Annotated in this window: 1 protein-coding gene; it reads left to right on the top strand. The window is 69.0% G+C overall.

Annotated features, from left to right (window positions below; genetic code table 11):
- Positions 1–1,749, top strand: a 1,749-nt coding sequence (dxs, locus tag AB4Y97_RS20930; protein ID WP_442000963.1) for a 1-deoxy-D-xylulose-5-phosphate synthase, incomplete at both ends; no start/stop codon positions are given.

The following is a 1,749-nucleotide window of genomic DNA, read 5'->3' as shown; positions in this document are numbered from 1 at the left end:
CCACACCTCTTCTCGACACGATAGCGACCCCTTCCGATCTGCGTCTTTTGTCCGAAGCCCAGTTGCGGCAGCTGGCGGATGAGTTGCGTGCCGAGACCATCGATGCGGTCTCGGTCACCGGCGGCCATCTCGGCGCCGGCTTGGGCGTGGTCGAGCTCACCGTGGCGCTGCATTACGTGTTCGACACCCCGCGCGACCGCCTGATCTGGGATGTCGGTCACCAGGCCTATCCGCACAAGATCCTGACCGGCCGGCGCAATCGCATCCGCACCTTGCGCCAGGCCGGCGGCCTGTCCGGCTTCACCAAGCGGGCCGAGAGCGAGTACGACCCGTTCGGCGCCGCCCATTCCTCGACCTCGATCTCGGCCGGGCTCGGCATGGCGGTGGCGCGCGATCTCGACGGCCGCACCCACAACGTCGTCGCGGTGATCGGCGACGGCGCCATGTCGGCCGGCATGGCCTACGAGGCCATGAACAATGCCGGCGCCCTGCATTCGCGCCTGATCGTCATCCTCAACGACAACGACATGTCGATCGCCCCGCCGACCGGGGCGATGTCGTCCTATCTCGCCAGGCTGGTCTCCGGCGGCACCTATCGCGGCCTGCGCGAGACCGCCAAGCAGCTCGCCAAGAAGCTGCCGAAGTTCTTCTACGACAAGGCCGCCAAGGCCGAGGAATTCGCCCGCGGCTTCTGGACCGGCGGCACCCTGTTCGAGGAGATGGGCTTTTATTATGTCGGCCCGATCGACGGCCACAACCTCGACCATCTGCTGCCGATCCTGAAGAACGTGCGCGATGCCGAGACCGGCCCGATCCTGGTCCATGTGGTGACCCAGAAGGGCAAGGGCTACGCCCCGGCCGAGGCGGCGGCCGACAAGTATCACGGCGTCGTTGCCTTCGACGTGGTCACCGGCGCCCAGGCCAAGGCCAAGGCCAATGCGCCGGCCTACACCCGGGTGTTCGGCGACAGCCTGATCCGGGAAGCGGCCCAGGACGACAAGATCGTCGCGGTCACCGCGGCGATGCCGTCCGGCACCGGCCTCGACCTGTTCGGCCAGGCGTTTCCGACCCGCACCTTCGATGTCGGCATCGCCGAGCAGCACGCGGTGACGTTTGCCGCCGGCCTGGCGGCGGAGGGCTACAAGCCGTTCTGCGCCATCTACTCGACCTTCCTGCAGCGCGGCTACGACCAGGTCGTGCACGACGTCGCCCTGCAGAACCTGCCGGTGCGCTTTGCCCTCGACCGGGCAGGCCTCGTCGGGGCGGACGGGCCGACCCATGCCGGGGCGTTCGATGTCGCCTATCTCGGCTGCCTGCCCAACATGGTGCTGATGGCGGCGGCCGACGAGGCCGAGCTGGTGCACATGGTGGCGACCGCGGCGGCCTATGACGCCGGCCCGATCGCCCTGCGCTATCCGCGCGGCGAGGGGGTCGGCATCGAGCTGCCGGAGCAAGGCGTGCCGCTGGCGATCGGCCAAGGCCGGATCGTCAGGCAGGGCACCCGAATCGCGCTGCTGTCGCTCGGCACGCGCCTGGCCGAGGCGCTCAAGGCGGCCGAGGAGCTTGAGGCGCGGGGCTTGTCGACGACGGTGGCGGATGCGCGCTTTGCCAAGCCGCTCGACGAAGACCTGATCCTGCGGCTGGCGCGCGAGCACGAGGTGCTGGTCACGGTGGAGGAAGGCGCGATCGGCGGGTTTGGGTCGTATGTGCTGCAGCTGTTGGCCGAGCATGGCGGGCTCGACCGCGGCA

The sequence above is a fragment of the Microvirga sp. 2TAF3 genome (assembly GCF_052114965.1).
Classification (GTDB): domain Bacteria; phylum Pseudomonadota; class Alphaproteobacteria; order Rhizobiales; family Beijerinckiaceae; genus Microvirga.
This window is presented reverse-complemented; position numbering and strand designations above follow the sequence as displayed.